We start from the raw sequence: 21229 nt of genomic DNA, 5'->3' as shown, positions 1-21229 counted from the left end.
CGGTCGTCGGGTCGGTCGGGCGGTTCGAACCGGCGGCCGATCCGAACAGGTGTTCGGGACCAACGCTAACCGCCCGGTCCGCCGGCGACGAGGAGGCACGCCGGTCACCGACGTGCCTCCTCGTCTGCGCTCGGACGACGCCGTCCGGGTGGGCTCACTCCTCGGCGTCGAGCTCCGCGAGCACGTCGTCGGGGATGTCGCCGTTGGCGTAGACGTTCTGGACGTCGTCGCTGTCCTCGAGGGCGTCGATGACGCGGATCATCTTCTTCGCGCCGTCGAGGCCGAGGGGCACCTGCAGGTTGGGCACGAAGGACGCCTCGGCGGAGTCGTAGTCGATGCCGGCCTCCTGGACGGCCCGGCGGACCGCGACGAAGTCGCTTGCCTCGGAGACGATCTCCCAGGTGTCGCCGTTGTCGTTGACCTCTTCGGCGCCCGCCTCGAGGACGACCTCGAGGATGTCGTCCTCGGACGTGCCGTCCTTGGGCACGATGACGACGCCCTTGCGGTTGAAGACGTAGGCGACCGAGCCCGGGTCGGCCAGCTGGCCGCCGTTGCGGGTCAGGGCCGTGCGGACCTCGGCAGCCGCACGGTTGCGGTTGTCGGTGAGGCACTCGATGAGGAGCGCGACGCCGTTGGGCGCGTAGCCCTCGTACATGATCGTCTGCCAGTCGGACCCGCCGGCCTCGGCACCCGAGCCACGCTTGACGGCGCGGTCGATGTTGTCGTTCGGGACCGAGGTCTTCTTCGCCTTCTGGATCGCGTCGTAGAGCGTCGGGTTGCCGGCGGGGTCACCGCCGCCCTGCTTGGCCGCGACCTCGATGTTCTTGATGAGCTTGGCGAAGAGCTTGCCGCGCTTGGCGTCGATGGCAGCCTTCTTGTGCTTCGTGGTGGCCCATTTGGAGTGGCCGCTCATGCAGTGTCCTCGCGTTCCGGTCTACTGGCAGTGCTGCGTGACGATCTTGACGAACTCGGCGTGGATGCGGCGGTCTCCCCCGACCTCGGGATGGAAGGAGGTCGCCATGAGGTTCCCCTGCCGAACCGCGACGATCCTACCGGCGGCCGGCCCGTCGCTGACTCGCGCGAGCACCTCGACGGCCTCCCCCGCCGTCTCGACCCACGGAGCGCGGATGAAGACGGCGTGCACCGTGCCGTCGAGGCCGGCGAACTCGAGGTCCTGCTCGAAGGAGTCGACCTGCCGGCCGAAGGCGTTGCGGCGCACGGTGACGTCGAGGCCGCCGAGGGTCTGCTGGTCCGGGCGTCCGTCGGCGATGCGGTCGGCGAGCATGATCATGCCGGCGCACGACCCGAACACCGGGAGTCCCTCGGCGATGCGCCGTCGCAGCGGTTCCTGGAGGTCGAAGGCGCGGACGAGCTTGTCCATGGTGGTCGACTCGCCGCCGGGCACGACGAGCCCGTCGAGCCGGTCGACCTCGCCGGGACGCCGGACCAGGGTGACGTCGGCGCCGAGGTCGGTGAGGGCTGCGGCGTGCTCGCGGACGTCGCCCTGGACGGCGAGGACGCCGATGCGGGGTGCTGCCATGAGGGCGAGGGTATGCCGCGCGCTCCCTGCGGGTCACACCGGCCCGGCGTCTGGGACCCGAGACAGTCGGTGACGGACCGGTCCTGACGCGCGCCGGGCCGACCGGGATACGTTGCGGCCATGACCCTCAGCGCTCTCGACACCCTCCTGTCCGCCGCCGAGGCCGCGGACGCCGCGTCGCCCCTGGCGGGAACCCGTGACCTCTTCGACCTGCCGGAGGGCGTCATCTACCTCGACGGCAACTCGCTCGGGGCCCTGCCGCGCGCCGTCGGACCGGTCCTCGAGGACGTCGTGCGCCGCCAGTGGGGCGAGCGACTCATCCGGTCCTGGAACGAGGCCGACTGGTGGGGCGCGCAGACCCGCGTCGGCGACGCGGTGGGGCGCATCGTCGGGGCGGCACCGGGCCAGGTCGTCGTCACCGACTCGACGTCGGTCAACCTGTTCAAGGCCGTCGTGGGCGCGGCACGACTGCGGCCGGGCCGCACCGTCGTGCTCACCGACCCCGACTCGTTCCCGACCGACCTCTACATGACCGAGGCAGCCGCCCGCCTCTGCGGCCTCGAGGTGCGACGGGTGTCGCCGCGCGACGCGGTCGCCGCCGTCCACGAAGTGGGTGACGCCCTCGCCCTCGCCGCCTACTCGAGCGTCGACTACCGCACCGGTGAGCTGTGGGACCTTCGCCCCCTGACCGACGTCGCGCACGAGGAGGGTGCGCTCGTCTGCTGGGACCTGTGCCACTCGGCGGGCGTCGTCGACGTCGACCTCGACGCGAACGGCGTCGACCTGGCCGTCGGCTGCGGCTACAAGTACCTCAACGGCGGCCCCGGGGCTCCGGCGTTCATCTACGTCGCGGCCCGGCACCAGGACCGGTTCGACCAGCCGCTGGCCGGCTGGCAGGGGCACGCCCGGCCCTTCGACATGAGCCCGGACTACGAGCCGCACGCCGGCATCACCCGAGCCCGGGTCGGCACCCCGCCGCTGCTGTCCGTCCTCGCCCTGGAGGCGGCCCTGACGGCCTACGACGGCCTGTCCCCCGCCGACGTCCGCGCCGCGTCGCTGTCGGTGACGGCCACCTTCCTCGACGCTCTCGGGGCGCTCGGCGTGGACCTGCCCCTCGCGACGCCGCGCCCGGCGGAGCGTCGCGGGTCCCAGGTCTCGCTGCGCCACCCGCAGGCCTTCGCCGTCGTGCAGGCGCTCATCGCCCGCGGCGTCATCGGTGACTTCCGCGAGCCCGACATCGTGCGGCTCGGGTTCGCGCCGCTCTACGTGACGCACGTCGACGCGGTGAGGGCCGCGGAGCACGTCCGCGACGTCGTCGAGGGCCGCGAGTTCGAGCGTCCGGAGTTCGCCGAGCGCGGCGCGGTCACCTGAGGCCTCTCACGGGCCATGGCCGTGCGGGCTTCGCGGGGCCGTGACGGCGCGCCCAGCCGGTGCCGGAACGGCGGACGCCGCCGCACCCACGGGTGCGACGGCGTCCGCCGGTCGTGCGATCGCAGCGGGCTGGGTCACCAACCGCGCTCGGCGAGCCGGTGCGGCTGCGGGATCTCGTCGACGTTGATGCCGACCATGGCCTCGCCGAGGCCGCGGGAGACCTTGGCGATGACGTCGGGGTCGTCGTGGAAGGTCGTGGCCTTGACGATCGCCTCGGCGCGCTGCGCCGGGTTGCCGGACTTGAAGATGCCGGAGCCGACGAAGACGCCCTCCGCGCCGAGCTGCATCATCATCGCCGCGTCGGCCGGGGTGGCGATGCCACCGGCCGTGAAGAGGACGACGGGCAGCTTGCCGGTCTCGGCGATCTCCTTGACGAGGTCGTACGGTGCCTGCAGCTCCTTGGCGGCCACGTAGAGCTCGTCCTCCGGCAGGCTCTGCAGGCGGCGGATCTCCTGGCGGATCTGGCGCATGTGCGTCGTCGCGTTGGAGACGTCGCCGGTACCGGCCTCGCCCTTGGAGCGGATCATGGCCGCACCCTCGGTGATGCGGCGCAGGGCCTCGCCCAGGTTGGTGGCGCCGCAGACGAAGGGCACGGTGAACTGCCACTTGTCGATGTGGTTGGCGTAGTCGGCCGGGGTCAGGACCTCCGACTCGTCGACGTAGTCGACCCCGAGGCTCTGGAGCACCTGGGCCTCGACGAAGTGGCCGATGCGGGCCTTGGCCATGACCGGGATCGAGACGGCCTCGATGATGCCGTCGATCATGTCGGGGTCGCTCATGCGCGAGACGCCGCCCTGGGCACGGATGTCGGCCGGGACCCGCTCGAGGGCCATGACGGCCACGGCGCCGGCGTCCTCGGCGATCTTGGCCTGTTCGGGCGTGACGACGTCCATGATGACGCCGCCCTTGAGCATCTCGGCCATGCCTCGCTTGACGCGAGTGGTGCCGGTGCTCGTGCCGGCGTGCCGGTCGGCCGCGGCCGCGCCGCCGGGCGTCTGGGTCGTGCTCACGATGTCCTGCTTTCGCTGTGTCGCGGGTGGCCCGTGGGAGGTCACGAGCCCCTCGCCTCCAAGGGTAGGGCCCCGCGCGCGGTGGTCCCGACCGGGTCCGCGCGCCGGGCGCGCGTCGGGACGCCGATCAGTCGACAACGAGCGCGGGAACCTCGTCGTCGAACTCGATGGTGTGCGGCATCGGGGTGTGACCCGCCAGGTGGAACACCCGCACGGTCCACGTCCGCCGCACCCGGCGGACGTCGGTCACCGCGTCGTTGTGGAACCGCCGCGCCAGCTGCACCCGCGTGCACGCCGACGTGACGCGTTCGACGACGTCGCGCCCCACTGGGTCCTCGCGCAGGTCGGCCACGACCTCCGGGGCGAGGGCGAGCCCGAGCGCCTCGGTGAGGTCGCTCTCGGCCTGCTCGCGCTCCTCGCCGTGCTCGGCCGGCGCCTCGAGAGAGTCGCCCGCCGCGTCGGCGACGATGAGCGCCGTCGCGACGTCGAGCAGCCCGCTGTTGGCCAGCTCGACCGCCGCCTCGGCGCGCCGCACGAGCCGCGCGTCGAGGGCGGCCAGGGTGCCGCTGAGGCGGACGTGGAGCCGGTCGAGACGGGCCGCCGTGTACGACAGGTACCAGGCGATGACGACGAGGACGAACAGGACCGCGAAGACCCACGTCAGCAGCTCGCTCACCGGGTCCTCCCCGGCAGGAAGCGGCTCCAGCGGGCGGGCGGCTCGAACCGCGCCGCAGCGCGGCCCTCGATGACCGTCTCGTAGACCGCGAGGATGCGGTCGGCGACGACCGACCAGTCGAACAGGCGCGCGCGGAGGCGGCCGGCCTCGGCGAGGGTGCGGCGTCGGGCCGGGTCGCGGAGCAGCCCGACGAGGACGCGGGCGAGGTCGGCCGGGTCCTCGTTGGCGAACATCGCGCCGGCCTCGCCACCGTCGAGCACGCGGGAGAAGGCGCCGAGGTCGCTGGCGAGGACGCAGGCGCCCGCGGACATCGCCTCGATGAGGATGATGCCGAAGCTCTCGCCCCCGGTGTTCGGGGCGACGTAGACGTCGACCGACGCCAGCAGGGAGGCCTTCTCGTCGTCGGAGACGGCGCCGAGGAACTCGCACGCGGCGACGACCTCCGGTGGCCACCCCTCGGTGACGTCCTCGGGGTCGCCGGGACCGGCGACGAGGACGCGCAGGCCCGGCACGGCCCGCAGGACGTCGGGCAGGGCCGCGGCGAGGACCGGCAGCCCCTTGCGTGGCTCACCCATCCGGCCGAGGAAGGCGATCGTCGGCGCCGTCGGCGTGCCGATCCAGGCGCTGCGCCTCGGCGCGGCCGCGAAGCGCTCGACGTAGACGCCGTTCGGGATGACGACGGCGTCCCCACCGACGTGCGTCGTGACCGTGCGGCGGGCGTCCTCGCTCACGGCGATGCGTCCGGCGATCTTCTCCAGGCTCGGCCGGACGATCGGGTAGGCGGTCTGCATCGTGCGTGAGCGGACCATCGAGGTGTGGAACGTCGCGACGATCGGGCCCTCGGCCGCGAAGAGCGCGAGGACGCTGATGCTCGGCGTCACGGGCTCGTGCAGGTGCAGGACGTCGAACTCCCCCTGCTCGAGCCACCTGCCGACCTTGGTCGCCGTCACCGGGCCGAAGTTGAGCCGGGCCACCGAGCCGTTGTACCGGACCGCCGTGGCTCGCCCGGCCGACGTCACGTAGTCCGGCAGGGCGGTCTCGCTGTCGGCAGGCGCGAGGACGGACACCTCGTGGCCGAGGCCGATGAGGTGCTCGGCGAGGTCGCGGACGTGGAACTGGACCCCGCCCGGCAGGTCGAAGGAGTACGGGCAGACGATGCCGACCCTCACGACGGGCTCCGGCCCTCTGCTGTCCAGGCACGGCTCGCGGCCGGAGCGGGGACGGCCGCGGAGGGCGACAGGGCGGACGGAGCCGGGGTGCGGGCCGGGTCCAGGTCGTCGACGAAGACCCGTTGCAGCATGTGCCAGCTCGACGTGTGCTCACGGATGGTGACGGCGAGGTGGTCGGCGCACTGCTGGACGAGGTCGGCGGCGCGTGCGCCCGTCGTGCCCTGGACGCGCGGCACGAGCCGCTCGCTGAACTCGATGACGGTCCGGTGGCCGCCGAGGCCCTCCCCCCGAGGTACCGGCTCGTACCAGAGACGGGCGGCGTAGAGCGGGGCGCCGGTCATGAGGGACAGCACGGCGGGGCCCTTGGCCATGCGTGCGCGGTGGCCGAGCAGGTCGACCTCGACACCACCGTTCGTGAGGTCGCGGTCGGAGGCGAGGGCGATGATGCGACCCCCACCCCGGGCGGCCGCGAGCAGGCCCCGGAACGGGTCGTCGCCACCGGTCAGCGGAAGGATGTCCATCCCGATGCTGCGGCGGAAGGCGACGAACTCCTGGTACACCTCCTCCGGCTTCAGGCGCTCGGCGACCGTCGTGACCGGCATGAGGTTGCCGGCCGACCACGCCGCCGCGAGGTCGAAGTTGCCGAGGTGGCCGACGAACACGACGACGGCCTCCCCCCGGGCCGAGAGCTCGGCGACCTCGTCGGCCCCGCGCGTCACGACCGCGCGGTCCACCTGCTCGCGGCTCAGCGAGGGCAGGCGGAAGGCCTCGCAGTAGTAGCGCATGTAGGAGCGCATGCCCGCGTGCACGAGCTCGTCCAGCTCGGCCTCGGACAGCTCCGGCCGCACCCGGCGGTAGTTGGTCCGCAGCCGGTCGATGCCCGAGCCGCCACGGCGCACCGCGATGTCCGCGACGCGGTCGAACAGCCCGTACGCGGCACGTTCGGGCAGCCCGCGCACGGCCGACCAGCCGAGCGAGAAGCCGAGGACGCTGAGCGAGTCGGTGGCCCGCCGGACGAGCCCGCTCAACTGCGTGCCTCCCCCGCCGCGAGCGCCTGGCGTCGGACCGTGACCATCCGCTGCAGCACCGTGACGAAGCTGGCGACCGCGAGCAGGGCGAGGACCACCCCGAGCAGCAGCGTCGAGTCGAGCAGGTCGGCGAAGAAGGCGGCGACGAGAACGGCGACGAGCCGGTCGGCCCGCTCGGCGATGCCGACGTCGGCCGTGTAGCCGAGCCCCTCTGCCCTGGCCTTGGCGTACGAGACGACGCTGCCGAGGATGAGGCAGGCGAGTGCGAGGCCGGCCATCAGCCGGTTGTCGCCGGGGCCGGCGTAGTAGAGGACGAGGCCGCCGAAGATCGCGGCGTCCCCGACGCGGTCCAGCGTCGAGTCGAGGTAGGCCCCCCACTTGCTCGACCGGCCGGACGCCCGCGCCATGATGCCGTCGACGGTGTCGGAGAAGACGAACGCGGTGATGAGGAGCACCCCCACCCAGATCTGTCCACGCGGGAAGAACGCGAGGGCTCCCACGCAGACCCCGACCGTTCCGACGATCGTGACGACGTCCGGGCTGATGCCGAGCCGGAGGAAGAGGTGGGCGATCGGACCGAGGACCTTGGTCAGCGACGCGCGCAGGAGTCTGTTGAGCATGGTGGTGACAGCGTACTGACCGCCGCTCAGCCCTCGGGCCAGGCGGCGACGAGGCGCGCGCGCGTCTCCTCGAGCAGCACGGGCAGGGCCTTGGTCTGGGCCACGATCGGCAGGAAGTTCGAGTCGCCGCTCCACCGCGGCACGACGTGCTGGTGCAGGTGCGCCGCGACCCCGGCCCCGGCCACCGCACCCTGGTTCATGCCGAGGTTGAACCCGTGCGGGCCCGACGCGGCCTCGAGCGCGCGCACGGCCTGCTTGGTCAGCGCCGTGAACTCGTGCGTCTCCTCGTCGGTGAGGTCGACGTAGAGGGAGACGTGCCGGTACGGGCAGACGAGGACGTGGCCGGGGTTGTAGGGAAAGAGGTTCATGACGACGTAGCAGCTCCGGCCGCGGTGCACGACGAGGCCCTCGGCGTCGGGCTTGCCCGGCGCCGCGCAGAAGGGGCAGTCGGTGCCGGCCTCGTCGGTCGGCCGGTCGCCCAGGATGTAGGCCATCCGGTGCGGGGTCCACAGCCGTTCGAAGCCGTCGTCGACGCGGGCGAAGTCCTCGGCCGGCTCGGGCGCGCTCCCCTGCTCCGTCATGGATGTCGATCCTAGGACTGCGGGGTTGCCGGACGTCAGCGGCCCTGCGGTCTCACACACCGCAGGGCCTGCGACCATTGAATCGTCTCGGTCGGGCAGGCAGAAATCGACACGCCTCGTCCGGTCCGATGCCGGACGGACGCCGGTTCGAGCGCAGGACCGACGCAGATCAGCCCCGCGGGTGTGAGAGCCGCGGGGCCGAGGTGCGAACAGTCTCGGCCACGAGCCGGAGCCGCGCAAGGAGTCGAGGCGACCAGGTCCGGCTGTGCGCGGGCCCGGCGCGCGACGGCGCCGGACCCGCGAGCGGTCGACGTCAGCCGAGCGTGACGGCGTAGACCTCGAAGCGGTCGTCGCCCGGCAGCGTGACCGACTGCAGCTGCCTGCTCGGGTCGGCGGCCACCGTCGCGCCGAAGAGCTGCACCGGCGGCCCGTCGACGCCTGAGCCCCCCTTGATCCGGTGGTCCATCGCGATGGCGACCTGGTTGCCGTTGTGCCCACTGCCGGCAGCCCAGTCGGTGAGGGAGATGGGCACCGACTGCACCGTGCCGTCGGTGTAGGCGAGGCGCAGAGCGGTCGAGACGTCGCCGTTGTGCGTCGCCCCGACGACGTGGACCGCGCTCCGGCTCGCCGCGGGCACGAGGATCGTCTGTCCCCGGGCCTCGACGAAGTTCGGCGTCGTGCCCGAGGTCACCGGCGCGGCGTACGTGACGCCGTTCCAGTCCCACGTGGCACCCGTCGGCAGCAGGGCGGCGTCGTAGCTCCAGCCGCTGCCGTCGAAGTTGCCCTCGCTCGGCGCGGACACCGTCGCCGTGCCGTCGTGGTTGCGGGCCTGCCCGAGGTCGACGGCGCAGCCGGCGGCACCGGGCACGCACTCGAGAGCCTCCTGCAGCTGCACCGTGACGACCTTCGTCACCGGGTCGACGCCCGGCGCCGAGGCGGTGACCCGGACCTCGTGGGTCCCGACGCCGAGGCCGGCGGGCAGCGTCACCGTCACGGGCACCGACGCGCTGGCCGGGACGCCGTCGCTGTGCAGCACGGCGGCAGCGTCACCGCTGCCGCCGACCGCGGCCGACCAGCCCTGGGGCGTCGCGACGTCGACGTGCACGGGCAGGCTCTTGGGCGCCTGTCCGACGAGGTCGACCGAGAGGCGGGCCTGCCGGGCGCCGGTGGGCACGACGACCGGGTTCGGGCGCGCCGTCATCGACAGCGACAGGCGCGGGTCGCGTCCGGCCCGCACGGCCGAGGGCGGCACGTCCGCGGGCGTGGTGCCCCACCGGCTCGGCGTCGTGCCGACCGTGTGGGCGATGGTGCCGCCGCGGCGCAGGGCGTCCCAGCCGACCCAGCTCTTCGTGCTCTTCGTCCCGTTGACCGTGAGGGTCTGGACGTAGCGGTCGGCGTCGGAGACGCCGGGCGCCGTGATGGTGAGGCGGCCGCCCTGACCGGTACCCACCGTCGCCGGAGAGGCGACGTCGATGTCGACGCGCTCGAACTGCGGCGAGCTGACGACGAAGTAGTCGGCCCCGCTCATCGTCGGGTAGAGCCCCCAGGACCAGAAGACGTACCAGGCGCTCATCGTGCCGAGGTCGTCGTTGCCGGTCATGCCGTCGGCCCCGTCGGTGAAGAGCGTGAACGCGGCACGGGCCACGGTTGCGATCTTCGCCGGCTGCTGGACCCACGCGTAGAGGTACGGCGCGAGCAGGTCGGGCTCGTTGTTCGGGTTGTACGTCGGCTTGCTGTAGTAGGCGTACGTCGCCTCGATCCAGTCGGTGCGCGCGGTGCCGGCCGGGTCGGTGAGCAGCTTGTCGTAGGCGAAGAAGTCGTCGAGGCGCTTCTCCGTGGCTGCGCGTCCGCCCATCAGCTCCACCAGGCCGGCGGGGTCCTGCGGGGCCAGCCACTGGTACTGGTAGGAGCCGCCTTCGTGGAAGGCGTGCGAGGCCTCGACCGGGTCGTACGGGTCGAGCCAGGTGCCGTCGCTCATCCGCGGGCGGAAGGTCTGCGTGCCGGCGTCCCAGAGGTTCTTGTACCAGCCGCTGCGCTCGGTGAGCATCGACGCGTCCGCCGCGTGCCCGAGGGCCTTGGCCATGATGGCGAGCGACGCGTCGGCCGCGGCGTACTCCATGGTGGCCGACGCCGGGTGGGCGCAGTCGTTGTCGCCACCGTGCGACACGCAGTCGGTGCCGACGCGGAGGCCGAACGGGATGTAGCCGAGCTTCTCGTACCAGTGCTGCCCGGAGCGTCCGTTGTACTGGCTGTCGGCCGGCGGCCGCTCGGTCGCGTTCTGCCTGAGCAGGGCGTACGCCTGCTCCTCGTACCCGGCGAGAAAGCCCTTGCTCCAGCCCTCGACGAGGAACGGCGTCACCGGGTCACCGGTCATGATGTTCGTCTCGCTGTTTACGAGGGCCCAGCGCGGCAGCCAGCCACCCTCGCGGCCGATGGCCAGCAGCGACAGGTAGGAGTCACGGGCGACGTCAGGAGCGAGCACCTCGAGCAGCTGGTTCTGTGGCCGGTAGGTGTCCCACAGTGAGAAGTTCTGGCGAGGGGTGTAGCCGTCGGCGACGTGCGTCCTGCCGTCCCAGCCGTGGTACGTCCCATCTACGTCGGAGGCCAGGTTCGGGTGCATGAGCGAGTGGTAGAGCGCCGTGTAGTAGGCCGTGCGCCGTTCGTCGGATCCGCCTGTGACCCGGGCGTGCTCGAGCTGCTGCTCCCACCGCTGGGTGAGGGCGGCGCGCGTCGCGTCGAAGTCGAACCCGTCGCCGGTCTCCTTCGAGAGGTTGGCGCGGGCGCCCTCGGGGCCGGTGTAGCTGAGGCCCACCTTCATCGTCACCGACGTCGTGCCGGTCGGGAAGGTGACCGCGGCGCCGTTGCCGCCGCCCGTGGTGGACGTGTCGCGGCGACCGTTCGTCAGCGTCGAGCCGCTCCACGTGCCGAACGACGAGAACGGCCGGTCGAACTCGGCGCGGAACCACACCGTGTGCTCGTCCTTGCCGGCGCAGAAGTTGCCGTCGTGGATGCGGCCCTCGACGACGCGGTCGCCCACGACGTGCACCTCGGAGTCGAAGACGCGCATGTTGGCCTTGCCGGTGTTGAGCAGCACGTTGGCGGCCTTGCCGGATGGGAAGGTGAACCGCTGCCAGCCGGTCCTGTCGGTCGCCGTCAGCTCGGCCTGCACGCCATAGGTCGGCAGCCCGACGCGGTAGTAGCCGGGGCTCGCCTCCTCGTCGGCGTGGGAGTACGCGGACGCGTAGCGCGCGGCGTCGACGGTCGTGATCGCGCCTGTCGTGGGCATGACGGGCAGCTCGCCGACGACCGGGCACCCGACGCCGGACAGGTGCGTCTGGCTGAAGCCGTAGATCGACGTCTGCGAGTAGTCGTAGCCGCCCTCTCCCCCGGTGTCCGGGCTGACCTGGACCATGCCGAACGGCGCACTGGCGCCGGGGAACGTGTTCCCGTTGTCCTGCGTGCCGATGAACGGGTTGACGGACCCGACGAGGGTCTGGCCGGCCGCCGCAGCTGCCGCCGCCGTCGGCGGTGCGCCCGAGGGCAGCACCGGTCCGAGGACCATGGCGGCGAGGACGACGGTGCCGAGCGATCTGAGCACGATGCGCATGAGAGCGTTCCTTCACGGGGCGACGGCGGTGTCTCGCCCGAGACTCGTGTCGTGCGTCCCGTGTGGCAACCCGTGACCACTGCCCTGTCCGAAGTCGACACGACATCGGACAGGACAGTGGTCCGCGGCTCAGCGCATCCCGTCGCGGTCAGACCTGCGCGCGGCTCTCGATCGCGGCCAGCACCTCGGCGATCGCGTCGTCCACCGGCACCCCGTTCTTCTGGGACCCGTCGCGGTAGCGGAAGGACACGGCTCCTGCGGCCCGGTCCTCCTCGCCGGCGATGAGCGTGAAGGGGACCTTCGACTTGCTCGCGTTGCGGATCTTCTTGGGGAAGCGGTCGTCGCTGGCGTCGAGCTCGACGCGGACTCCCTTGCGGCGCATGCGGTCCAGTACCTCGCCGAGGTAGTCGGCGTAGTCCTCGGCCACCGGTACGCCGAGCACCTGCACGGGCGCGAGCCACACGGGGAACGCACCGGCGTAGTGCTCGACGAGGACGCCGAGGAACCGCTCGATCGAGCCGAACTTGGCCGAGTGGATCATCACCGGCTGCTGGCGCGACCCGTCGGCCGCCTGGTACTCGAGGCCGAAGCGCGCCGGTTGGTTGAAGTCGTACTGGATCGTCGACATCTGCCAGGTGCGGCCGATGGCGTCGCGGGCCTGCACGGAGATCTTCGGGCCGTAGAACGCGGCACCGCCCGGGTCGGCCACGAGCTCGAGCCCGGACTCGGTGGCCACCCTCTCGAGGACGGCCGTCGCCTCCTCCCACTGCTCGTCGCTGCCGATGAACTTGGCCGACTTCTCGCCCTCGGTGTCGCGGGTCGACAGCTCGAGGTAGAAGTCGTCGAGGCCGAAGTCGCGGAAGAGTCCCAGGCAGAAGTCGAGGAGGTGCTTGATCTCCGCTGGTGCCTGCTCGGGCGTGACGTACGAGTGGGAGTCGTCCTGGGTCAGGCCGCGGACGCGGGTCAGGCCGTGCACGACCCCCGACTTCTCGTAGCGGTAGACGCCCCCGAACTCGAACAGGCGCAGCGGCAGCTCGCGGTAGGACCGGCCGCGTGACTTGAAGATGAGGTTGTGCATGGGACAGCTCATGGCCTTGAGCTGGTACTTCGCGCCCTCGAGCTCCATCGGCGGGAACATCGTGTCGGCGTAGTAGGGCAGGTGCCCCGAGGTGTGGAAGAGCCCGTCCTTGGAGATGTGCGGCGTGCCGACGTAGGCGAAGCCCTCCTCGACGTGCCGGCGCCGCACGTAGTCCTCCATCTCGCGCTTGATGACGCCGCCCTTCGGGTGGAACACGACGAGACCGGACCCGAGCTCGTCCGGGAAGGAGAAGAGGTCCATCTCGGCACCGATGCGGCGGTGGTCCCGGCGCTCGGCCTCGGCGAGCCGGTCGAGGTAGGCCTTGAGATCGTCCTTGGTCGGCCAGGCCGTGCCGTAGATGCGCTGCAGCTGCGGGTTCTTCTCCGACCCGCGCCAGTACGCGGCCGCGGAGCGCATCAGCTTGAAGGCGTTGCCGATGACCTTGGTGCTGGGCAGGTGCGGGCCGCGACAGAGGTCGCCCCAGGCGCGGGTGCCGTCCCGACGGATGTTGTCGTAGATCGTCAGCTCGCCGCCCCCGACCTCGACGCCGGCGCCCTCGGCCGCGTCCTCGGCGTTGCCGCCCTTGAGCCCGACCAGCTCGCACTTGTACGGCTCGTCCGCGAGCTCCTCGAGGGCGTCGGCGTCGGTGACGACCCGGCGTGCGAAGGTCTGGCCCTCGTTGATGATCTTCTGCATGACCTTCTCGAGGGCCTTGAGGTCATCGGGATGGAACGGGGTGTCGACGTCGAAGTCGTAGTAGAACCCGTCGCGGATGGGCGGGCCGATGCCGAGCTTGGCGTCGGCCCGGACCTGCTGCACGGCCTGCGCCAGCACGTGGGCGGTGGAGTGGCGCAGCACGGCGAGCCCGTCCTCGCTGTCGACCGGGACCGGCTCGACGACGTCGCCGTCGGCGAGCACGTGGAAGAGGTCGCGCAGCTGGCCGTTGACGCGGGCGACGACGACGGAGCGGTCGCCCTCGAAGAGGTCACCCGCCGTCGTCTGCTCCGCGACCGTTCGCTCGCTCCCGGCGACGGTGACGGTGATCTGTGCAGACACGGTGCGTGCTCCTTCTCGTGCGCGATCCGACCGTCGCCGGCCGGATCGCCTCGTGTTCCCTGGGTGGACGCCGTTTGGGTCACGGCGCGATCAAGGGTATCGATGACCCATGCGGACCAGCGACACGGTTCTCGACAGGCCCCGGCCCCACGACCGTGGGTCCGCCCCAGCGCGCCGGCGGTGGCCACGTCCGGCCCGTCGGGCCCTCGCGCTCACGGTCGTCGCCACGACGACGCTGGCGGCCGGATGCGGCGCCCCGCCGCCGGCCAGCGGCCCGGGCCCGCTCCGTCCGGCATCGTCGTCCGACCCGGCACCGAGCTCTTCGCCCGCCACGTCCCGCCCGACGGCATCGGACTCCGGTCCGGGGGTCGCCTCCCACCAGCTGCCGCGGGGCGGGCGCACCCTGTTCCCGACCTACCGCCTCGTCGGCTACGTCGGACATCCGGGGGCCCCCGCCCTCGGACGTCTCGGCATCGGCGACCTCGACGCCCGGGCGCAGGAGGCGGCGTCCGTCGCCGACCGGTTCGCGGCAGGTCGCCGGGCCCTGCCCGTCCTCGAGCTCATCAGCACGATGGTGTCTGCCGACCCCGGGGCCGACGACCTCTACCGCACCCGGACGTCCGACGCCGTCATCGCCCGGTACCTCGCGGCGGCCCGCAAGGTGCGCGGCATCCTGCTCCTCGGCATCCAGCCCGGCCGCGCCGACTTCCTCGACGAGGTGCGGCACTACGCGCGGTGGCTCGCCGAGCCCGACGTCGGGGTCGCGCTCGACCCCGAGTGGGCGATGGGTCCGCGCGAGGTGCCGATGCGCACCTTCGGCCACACGACGGGCCGTGAGATCGACGCCGTCGCCGCCTACCTGTCGCAGGTGGTCACCGCGCACGACCTTCCGGACAAGGCGCTCGTCTTCCACCAGCTCGCGCCCCGGATCGTCCGGTCGGAGAACGACATCCGGGCTCACCGGGGCGTCGCCGTCGTCAAGTCGGTCGACGGCATCGGCGACCCGGACCTCAAGCGGGGCACGTACCGAGAGCTCACGGCTCGGTTGCCGCGCACCGTCCACGCCGGGTTCAAGCTCTTCTACGACGAGGACCGCAGGTCCGGACCGCTGATGACCGCGAAGCAGGTCCTCGCGCTGCGGCCGCAGCCGGAGTACGTCCTGTACGAGTGAGGTCGCGCCGCCCCGGCCGCCACCACGCCTCACCAGGTGTTGCGCACCACCGCGTGATCGACGTCGCCGGTGGCCGACTCCAGCACCGAGAGCGTCGAGTCGTCCTCGAACGCCGTGCGCAGCCGGACCGTCGAGGGCAGGCGCACGGGCTTGCGGAACCACACGCTGCTCGTCAGCCCCGACCGCGGAAGCCTGGGCCCGAGGGAGGCCAGCGTCCTGGCGTACGAGTACATCCCGTGCGCGATCGCGGTCGGGAAACCGAGCGGCCTGGCCATGAGCGCGTGCACGTGGATCGGGTTCCAGTCGCCCGAGACCGACGCGTAGGCCCGCCCCGTGCCCTCACCGAGCCGCCAGAGGGGCCCGCTCGGGACGGCGTCGAGGGGTGCCAGCGACGGCGGCTCGGACGCGACGGCGTCCGGGTGCTCGGTGCCCCGCGACAGGTACGTGCTGACCCCGCGCCACACGAGCTCGCCGCCGACGCTCACCTCCGACACGAGGTCGACCTGGCGGCCGCGGCGGTGCGGGCGCAGGTCGGCCGCGTGGACCGACACGTCGAGGGCCTCTTCGACACCGACGGGGCGAGCGACGGTGATCGTGTTCTCCAGGTGCACCGCGCCGAGGAGCGGCAGCGGGAACCTGTCGCCGCTCATGACGACCATCTGGAGCGGGAACGCGAGCAGGTGGGGGTAGGTCGGCGGCAGGGTGCCGTCGACGGCGAAGCCGCACACCCTCGAGTAGGCGACGAGCTCTGCGACCTCGACCCGGACCGCCGCGCGCGAGACCTCGACGTCCGGCAGCTCGCCGCCGGACGACCCCCGGCGCAGCAGCGCCGTGGCGTAGATCCGGCGCAGGTCGGGCGGGCCCTCGAGCGTGGTGCGACGGGTCATCTGCCTCACGCCCCGAGCAGGCTCTGGCCGCAGACCCGCACGACCTGGCCGGTGAGGGCGGCGGCCCCGGGTTGGGCGAACCACGCGATCGTCTCGGCGACGTCGCGCGGCCGGCCGCCCTGCTGGAGGGAGTTCATCCGCCGGCCGAGCTCACGCGTCGCGAACGGGATCCTGGCCGTCATCTCGGTCTCGATGAACCCGGGCGCGACCGCGTTGACGGTGATGCCGCGCGGGGCCACCTGCGCCGACAGCGCCGTGACGAGGCCGATGACGCCGGCCTTGCTCGCGCCGTAGTTGGTCTGCCCCCGGTTGCCCGCGATCCCCGCGATCGAGGCGACGCACACGATGCGCCCGCCGTCGGCGAGACCGCCGTCGTCGAGGATCGCCTCGTTCATCCGTAGGATCGAGGCGAGGTTGACGGCGATGACCGAGTCCCAGCGGGCATCGTCCATGTTGACGAAGAGCTTGTCGCGGGTGATGCCGGCGTTGTGCACCACGATGTCGAGCGAGCCGTGGCGCGACCGCGCGTGCTCGACGACGCGCCGGCCGGCGTCGGTGGCGGTGACGTCGAGCTGGAGGGCGGTTCCCTTGACCTCGTTGGCCACCCGTGCGAGGGCGTCACCGGCCTGGGGCACGTCGACGGCCACCACGGTCGCACCGTCGCGGGCCAGGACTCGGGCGATCTCGGCGCCGATGCCCCTGGCCGCACCGGTGACGACGGCGACCTTGCCGGAGAGGGGGCGGAGGGCGTCGGGGTTGCTGCCGGTGCGCTCGTCGACGCGGACGACCTGGCCGTCGACGTAGGCCGAACGGCCCGACAGGAAGAACTCGACGGCCGACCGGACGCCGTCGGCGGCCGCGCCGCGGGCGAGCACGAGGTTGGCGGTGGCCCCCGCGCGCAGCTCCTTGGCCAGGGAGCGCACGGCGCCCTCGAGGGCGCGCTGGGTGGCGACCTCGCCGACGTCCGTCAGTGACGCGGGGTCCGTGCCCACGACGACGACCCGGCCGTTGCGGGCGAGGCGCTTGACCGCCGGCGCGCCGAGGACGCGCAGGGCGGCGAGCTGCTCGGGGTCGGTGGCGGCGCTGAGGTCGAGGACGACCGCGCCGACCCGCGCGCCCTCCGCCAGGCCGTCGACCGACTCGACCACGGCGGTCCCGCACGAGCCGAGCCAGTCGCCGATGCCGGCCGCGAAGCGACCGCCGCCGGCGACGAGGACCGGGCCCTCGCACAGGGGCAGGCCCGGCTCGTACCGCCGCAGCGTCGTCGGCTGCGGCACGCCGACCTTCCTGGCGACCGGCGAGCTGATGAGCGTGGTGAACAGGTCGGACACGGGTCAGGCCTCCAGGATCGCGACGACGCCCTGCCCGCCGGCAGCGCAGATGGAGATGAGGCCTCGCCCGCCACCGGCCTCCTTGAGCTGCTTGGCGAGCGAGGCGACGATGCGCCCACCGGTGGCCGCGAAGGGGTGGCCGGCCGCGAGGGAGGACCCGTTGACGTTGAGCCGGCTGCGGTCGATGGAGCCGAGCGGCGCGTCGAGCCCGAGCCGGGCTTTGCAGAAGTCGGGGTCCTCCCACGCCTTGAGCGTCGTGAGCACGGTCGCGGCGAACGCCTCGTGGATCTCGTAGAGGTCGAAGTCCTGCAGCGTCAGCCCGTTGCGTTCGAGGAGCCGGGGCACGGCGTAGGCGGGCGCCATGAGGAGGCCCTCGTCGCCGTGGACGTAGTCGACGGCCGCGGTCTCGGCGTCGACGAACCACGCGAGCGGCTCGAGATGGTGCTCGGCGGCCCAGTCCTCGCTCGCGAGCAGGACGGCCGAGGCGCCGTCGGTGAGCGGCGTCGAGTTGCCGGCCGTCATCGTCGCACCTTCACCACGGCCGAAGACCGGCTTGAGCGCGGCCAGCTTCTCGACACTGGTGTCGGGTCGCAGGTTGTCGTCGCGCGTGAGCCCGAGGTAGGGGGTCATCAGGTCGTCGAAGAAGCCGCGGTCGTAGGCCGCCGCGAGGTGGTGGTGACTGGCCGCGGCGAGCTCGTCCTGGGCCTCGCGCGGAATGCCCCACTGCGCAGCCGTGACGGCCATGTGCTCGCCCATCGACATGCCGGTGCGCGGCTCGACGTTCTCGGGCGCGGACGGCACGAGGTGACCGGGGCGCAGGCCGGCGAGTGCCTTGGCCCGGGCACCGGGCGTTCGGGCGCGGTTGACGGCGAGGAGGGTGCGGCGCAGCCCCTCGCTGACGGCGATCGGGGCGTCGCTCGCAGTGTCGACGCCCCCGGCGATGCCGGAGTCGACCTGCCCGAGGGCGATCTTGTTCGCGACGAGGATCGTGGCCTCGAGGCCGGTGCCGCAGGCCTGCTGGACGTCGTAGGCCGGGGTGGCCGGCGACAGTCGCGTGCCGAGGACGGTCTCGCGGGTGAGGTTGAAGTCGCGGCTGTGCTTGAGGACGGCGCCGGCGACGACCTCGCCGAGGCGCTCCCCCGCGAGGCCGTGGCGGGCGACGAGCCCGTCGACCGCGGCCGTGAGCATGTCCTGGTTGGAGGCCTGCGCGTACGCCCCGTTGGCGCGGGCGAACGGGATGCGGTTGCCGCCGAGGACCGCGACGCGGCGCGGGGCTCGGGCGGGGGTCGTGGACGCCATGGGTCGTACCTGCTCTCGGTGGGGTGAACGGTGACGTGCTGTCGGCTCTCGACCCAAGATAACCGAAACTCGTAGTAGTCGATACAGCAAGTACCTGTTACTTTCGAGACATGGACGCCGACGTGGACCAGACGCCGCGGGACGGTCGCGACGCCCGGTGGGAGCGCCACCGCGAGGAGCGTCGGGCCGCCCTCGTCGACGCCACCATCCGCGCCATCCGTCGCCACGGCGCCACGGTCGGCATGGACGACATCGCCGCCGAGGCCGGCACGAGCAAGACCGTCGTCTACCGGCACTTCGAGGACCGGGCCGGGCTCTACCGGGCCGTCGCCGCCCGCATCGACGCGCGCGTCGTCAGGGACGTCGGTGCCGCCCTCGCGCGCACCGACGCCGACGACATCGCCACCGACCCTCGAGGGCTCATCGCCTCGACCGTCGAGGCCTACCTGGCCCTCGTCGAGTCCGACACCGAGGTCTACCGCTTCGTCGTCAACCGGCCCCTCGTCGACCGGCCCCTGCCGGACGACCCCGTCGGCGGCACCGTGGCGCAGGTCGCCGACCAGCTCACCGACCTGCTCCGGCGCTCGCTCGAGGCCTCGGCCGCCGACCCCGGACGGGCGCGCACCTGGGCCATCGCCCTCGTCGGGTCGGTCCGGGCCGTTGCCGACGACTGGCTCGCCACCGCGCACCGCCCGCCGCGGGCCGAGGTCGTCGCGGCGCTGACCGACCTCGCGTGGAACGGCCTGGCCCCCGTCCTGTCCCCCGTCAGCGCGCGTGAGGAGACCCGCCGTGTCCGCTGAACCGATGCCCCTCCCGGTGCCCACGCCGCCGACCGCGGAGGCCCTGCGGGCCTACCTCGACGGCCCGCGTCGGGCCGTTCGGGAGCGGTGCCGCGTGCTCGACGCCGAGGTCCTCGGCCCGCCCGCGGAGCCGCTGCCGCTCGAGGAGCACCGCGCCCGTGTCCGCCGTCAGCTGGTACGTCTTGCCGCGGAACCGTTCGCGGCACAGGGCTTTCCGGAGCACCAAGGCGGCAGCGCACAGTACGGCGACTCGGTGACCGCCTTCGAGATGCTCGGGCACGGCGACCTGTCGCTCTTCGTCAAGGCGGGGGTCCAGTGGGGCCTCTTCGGCGGGGCCGTGTCGATGCTCGGCACCGAGCGCCACGACCACCTCGTGCCACGCATCACCAGCGGCGAGCTGCTCGGCTGCTTCGCGATGACCGAGACCGGCCACGGCAGCGACGTCCAGGCCCTGCTCACCACGGCCACGTACGACCCGGCGGGCGACGAGCTCGTCGTGCACTCTCCCACCCCGGCCGCGCGCAAGGACTACATCGGCGGGGCAGCGCACGACGCCCGCCTCGCCGCCGTCTTCGCGCAGCTCGTCGTGGGAGGCGAGTCCCGGGGCGTGCACTGCGTCCTCGTGCCGCTGCGCGACGAGCGGGGGCAGACGCTCCCCGGGGTCACGGCTACCGACTGCGGCCCCAAGCTCGGCCTCGACGGGGTCGACAACGGCCGCCTGTCCTTCGACCACGTCCGCGTCCCGCGCACCAACCTCCTCGGTCGCTACGGCGACATCGACGCCGACGGGCGGTACACGAGCCCCATCGACAACCCCTCGCGGCGGTTCTTCACCATGCTCGGCACCCTGGTCCGCGGCCGCATCTCCGTGGCCGGCGGGGCCGGGGCCGGCGCCCGGTCGGCCCTCGCGGTGACGACGCGGTACGCGCTCGCGCGTCGCCAGTTCGCCCCTCCCGGGGGCGGCGAGGAGGTGACCCTGCTCGACTACCGGACCTACCAGCGTCGGCTGCTGCCGCGCATCGCCGCCGCGTACGCGCTCCAGTTCGCCCAGCACGAGCTCGTCGGCGCGATGGACGACGTCCTCGCCAGCCGCACCCCGGGTGAGGAGGCGCAGCGTCGTCTCGAGACGAGCGCCGCCGGGGTCAAGGCGCTGACGACCCGGCACGCCACGGACACGATCCAGGAGTGCCGCGAGCTGTGCGGCGGGGCCGGGTACCTGTACGCCAACCGGCTGGGCCGGCTCAAGGCCGACACCGACATCTTCACGACGTTCGAGGGCGACAACACCGTCCTGCTGCAGCTCGTCGCCAAGTCGCTGCTCACCGACTACCGGTCCACGTTCGGCGACCTCGACACCGTGGGCATCGTGCGGTTCGGGGCCAGGCTGGCCGCCGGCACCGTCCTCGAGCGCACCGCGGCCCGGGGCATCGTCCAGCGCATCGTCGACGCCGCCCCCGGCCGGGACGAGGACCTCACCCTCGCCGCACGTGGTACCCAGCTGCGCCTGCTGCGCGAGCGTGAGGAGCACCTGCTCGAGGGCCTGGCCCGGCGGCTGCGCCGCGCCGAGGTGCGCGACGCCGACGCCTTCGCGGTCTTCAACGCGTGCCAGGACCACCTCGTCGACACCGCGCGGGCCCACGTCGAGCGTGTCGTCACCGAGTCCTTCGCGGCCGCCGTCGAGGAGTGCGACGAGCCGCAGGTGCGCACCCTGTTGGCCCGGGTCTGCGACCTGCACGCCCTCGCGACGATCGAGGCCCACAAGGCGTGGTACCTCGAGCACGACCGGCTCAGCCCGGCCCGTGCCAAGGCCCTGACCGCGGTCGTCAACGAGGCGTGCACGGAGCTTCGTCCGCATGCAGGCCTCCTCGTCGAGGGCTTCGGCATCCCGGACGCCTGGCTGACGACGGAGATGACGAGCGACCTCGCTCGCGGCTGACCCGGTCGG

The 21229-nt window shown here is 72.7% G+C and carries 17 protein-coding genes; 4 read left to right on the top strand and 13 right to left on the bottom strand.

What is annotated here, in order from left to right; all coding sequences use genetic code 11:
- Positions 1-154: 154 nt before the first annotated feature.
- Entirely contained in the window at positions 155-913 is a 759-nt protein-coding gene (locus AC1VM9_RS17385) for a YebC/PmpR family DNA-binding transcriptional regulator (RefSeq protein ID WP_481343166.1), read from the bottom strand.
- Between the two features lie 21 nt (positions 914-934).
- Entirely contained in the window at positions 935-1540 is a 606-nt protein-coding gene (gene pdxT, locus AC1VM9_RS17380; RefSeq protein WP_481343165.1) for a pyridoxal 5'-phosphate synthase glutaminase subunit PdxT, read from the bottom strand.
- Between the two features lie 120 nt (positions 1541-1660).
- Here pdxT and kynU point away from each other — a divergent pair, with 120 nt between their 5' ends.
- Positions 1661-2911: a kynureninase gene (gene kynU, locus AC1VM9_RS17375; protein ID WP_481343164.1), complete on the top strand. Its 1251-nt coding sequence runs from the start codon at positions 1661-1663 to the stop codon at positions 2909-2911.
- Positions 2912-3045: 134 nt separating this feature from the next.
- On the opposite strand, the gene pdxS is transcribed toward kynU, so the two are convergent.
- The 8 genes from pdxS to thrS all read right to left on the bottom strand — a co-directional run bounded on the left by pdxS (position 3046) and on the right by thrS (position 13796).
- The gene (gene pdxS / locus AC1VM9_RS17370) at positions 3046-3981 is read right to left on the bottom strand and encodes a pyridoxal 5'-phosphate synthase lyase subunit PdxS (RefSeq protein WP_481343163.1); all 936 of its coding nucleotides are present in this window, start codon (positions 3979-3981) and stop codon (positions 3046-3048) included.
- A 127-nt stretch (positions 3982-4108) separates the two neighbouring features.
- Positions 4109-4657 (bottom strand): LemA family protein, encoded by a 549-nt coding sequence (locus AC1VM9_RS17365; RefSeq protein WP_481343162.1) that lies wholly within the window; start codon positions 4655-4657, stop codon positions 4109-4111.
- Positions 4654-5826: a glycosyltransferase family 4 protein gene (locus AC1VM9_RS17360; protein WP_481343161.1), complete on the bottom strand. Its 1173-nt coding sequence runs from the start codon at positions 5824-5826 to the stop codon at positions 4654-4656. The genes AC1VM9_RS17365 and AC1VM9_RS17360 overlap by 4 nt, the downstream gene beginning before the upstream one ends.
- Positions 5823-6854 carry a phosphatidylinositol mannoside acyltransferase gene (locus tag AC1VM9_RS17355; protein ID WP_481343160.1) on the bottom strand — a complete coding sequence of 344 codons (1032 nt, stop codon included), beginning with the start codon at positions 6852-6854 and terminating at the stop codon, positions 5823-5825. Before AC1VM9_RS17355 ends, AC1VM9_RS17360 begins: the two co-directional genes overlap by 4 nt.
- Positions 6851-7474, bottom strand: a complete 624-nt coding sequence (pgsA, locus tag AC1VM9_RS17350; RefSeq protein WP_481346905.1) for a phosphatidylinositol phosphate synthase — start codon at positions 7472-7474, stop codon at positions 6851-6853. The genes AC1VM9_RS17355 and pgsA overlap by 4 nt, the downstream gene beginning before the upstream one ends.
- A 26-nt stretch (positions 7475-7500) precedes the next feature.
- Complete coding sequence (locus AC1VM9_RS17345; RefSeq protein ID WP_481343641.1) at positions 7501-8055, bottom strand: HIT family protein; 555 nt, start codon at positions 8053-8055, stop codon at positions 7501-7503.
- 313 nt (positions 8056-8368) lie between these two features.
- A complete protein-coding gene (locus AC1VM9_RS17340; protein ID WP_483123524.1) occupies positions 8369-11662 on the bottom strand; it encodes a GH92 family glycosyl hydrolase in 3294 nt (1097 codons plus the stop codon).
- A gap of 148 nt (positions 11663-11810) precedes the next feature.
- Positions 11811-13796: a threonine--tRNA ligase gene (thrS, locus tag AC1VM9_RS17335; protein WP_481343643.1), complete on the bottom strand. Its 1986-nt coding sequence runs from the start codon at positions 13794-13796 to the stop codon at positions 11811-11813.
- Between the two features lie 109 nt (positions 13797-13905).
- Here thrS and AC1VM9_RS17330 point away from each other — a divergent pair, with 109 nt between their 5' ends.
- A complete protein-coding gene (locus AC1VM9_RS17330; RefSeq protein WP_481343644.1) occupies positions 13906-14967 on the top strand; it encodes a hypothetical protein in 1062 nt (353 codons plus the stop codon).
- 29 nt (positions 14968-14996) lie between these two features.
- Here the strand turns inward: AC1VM9_RS17330 and AC1VM9_RS17325 are convergent, their stop codons facing one another.
- Genes AC1VM9_RS17325 through AC1VM9_RS17315 form a run of 3 tightly spaced genes read right to left on the bottom strand, consistent with a single transcriptional unit; the run spans position 14997 to position 18484 of the window.
- Complete coding sequence (locus AC1VM9_RS17325; protein ID WP_483123522.1) at positions 14997-15854, bottom strand: MaoC family dehydratase; 858 nt, start codon at positions 15852-15854, stop codon at positions 14997-14999.
- 5 nt (positions 15855-15859) lie between these two features.
- On the bottom strand, positions 15860-17185 hold the full coding sequence (locus AC1VM9_RS17320; protein WP_481343829.1) for a 3-oxoacyl-ACP reductase: 1326 nt from the start codon (positions 17183-17185) through the stop codon (positions 15860-15862).
- Between the two features lie 3 nt (positions 17186-17188).
- Entirely contained in the window at positions 17189-18484 is a 1296-nt protein-coding gene (locus AC1VM9_RS17315) for an acetyl-CoA C-acetyltransferase (protein WP_481343830.1), read from the bottom strand.
- A gap of 110 nt (positions 18485-18594) precedes the next feature.
- Between AC1VM9_RS17315 and AC1VM9_RS17310 the strand changes: the two genes are divergently transcribed.
- Positions 18595-19284 (top strand): TetR/AcrR family transcriptional regulator, encoded by a 690-nt coding sequence (locus AC1VM9_RS17310; protein ID WP_481343831.1) that lies wholly within the window; start codon positions 18595-18597, stop codon positions 19282-19284.
- On the top strand, positions 19274-21220 hold the full coding sequence (locus AC1VM9_RS17305; RefSeq protein ID WP_483123521.1) for an acyl-CoA dehydrogenase family protein: 1947 nt from the start codon (positions 19274-19276) through the stop codon (positions 21218-21220). Before AC1VM9_RS17310 ends, AC1VM9_RS17305 begins: the two co-directional genes overlap by 11 nt.
- The last annotated feature ends 9 nt before the right edge of the window (positions 21221-21229 follow it).

Source organism: Monashia sp. HAY1-11D, from assembly GCF_056868035.1.
This window is presented reverse-complemented; position numbering and strand designations above follow the sequence as displayed.

Bases quoted from the DNA above. Each gene is read 5' to 3' on its own strand.
- AC1VM9_RS17385 (WP_481343166.1), bottom strand. From the start codon at position 913: ATGAGCGGCCACTCCAAATGGGCCACCACGAAGCACAAGAAGGCTGCC.
- pdxT (WP_481343165.1), bottom strand. From the start codon at position 1,540: ATGGCAGCACCCCGCATCGGCGTCCTCGCCGTCCAGGGCGACGTCCGC.
- kynU (WP_481343164.1), top strand. From the start codon at position 1,661: ATGACCCTCAGCGCTCTCGACACCCTCCTGTCCGCCGCCGAGGCCGCG.
- pgsA (WP_481346905.1), bottom strand. From the start codon at position 7,474: ATGCTCAACAGACTCCTGCGCGCGTCGCTGACCAAGGTCCTCGGTCCG.
- AC1VM9_RS17345 (WP_481343641.1), bottom strand. From the start codon at position 8,055: ATGACGGAGCAGGGGAGCGCGCCCGAGCCGGCCGAGGACTTCGCCCGC.
- AC1VM9_RS17340 (WP_483123524.1), bottom strand. From the start codon at position 11,662: ATGCGCATCGTGCTCAGATCGCTCGGCACCGTCGTCCTCGCCGCCATG.
- AC1VM9_RS17330 (WP_481343644.1), top strand. From the start codon at position 13,906: ATGCGGACCAGCGACACGGTTCTCGACAGGCCCCGGCCCCACGACCGT.
- AC1VM9_RS17325 (WP_483123522.1), bottom strand. From the start codon at position 15,854: ATGACCCGTCGCACCACGCTCGAGGGCCCGCCCGACCTGCGCCGGATC.
- AC1VM9_RS17315 (WP_481343830.1), bottom strand. From the start codon at position 18,484: ATGGCGTCCACGACCCCCGCCCGAGCCCCGCGCCGCGTCGCGGTCCTC.
- AC1VM9_RS17310 (WP_481343831.1), top strand. From the start codon at position 18,595: ATGGACGCCGACGTGGACCAGACGCCGCGGGACGGTCGCGACGCCCGG.